The organism is Pseudomonas sp. 2995-1, assembly GCF_002742505.1.
Taxonomy (GTDB): Bacteria; Pseudomonadota; Gammaproteobacteria; order Pseudomonadales; family Pseudomonadaceae; genus Aquipseudomonas; species Aquipseudomonas sivasensis.
This window is the reverse complement of record NZ_LJSA01000640.1, coordinates 1-260: the sequence shown is the minus strand read 5'-3', so window position 1 is coordinate 260 and position 260 is coordinate 1. Positions and strand designations below refer to the sequence as shown.

The 260-nt window shown below is 36.2% G+C and carries 1 protein-coding gene; it reads right to left on the bottom strand.

The features are described from left to right. Nucleotides 1-260 (bottom strand): hypothetical protein (locus AOA61_RS32045; protein ID WP_218197426.1); only part of this gene is annotated, 260 nt, incomplete at both ends.

Genomic DNA, 260 nt, shown 5'->3' with positions numbered 1-260 from the left:
TTTCGACACCTGTAGAATAGGTTTAGATATGTTATTCGCAATGAAGATAGCTATGATGATACTTAAAACAATTGCAGTGATAGATACAATTAATGCTAAAAATGCTAGAAATGTACCTTGTGTAACAAGTCGGTCACCTGACTGGTGAACTTCTTGCTCAATTTCATTCACTCGATTATTAAAAGCGATGATCAATCCTTCCCCTAATGGAGAAACACGATCACTTAAGTTTTGTAACGCTATCTGGTGATTCCCTTGGT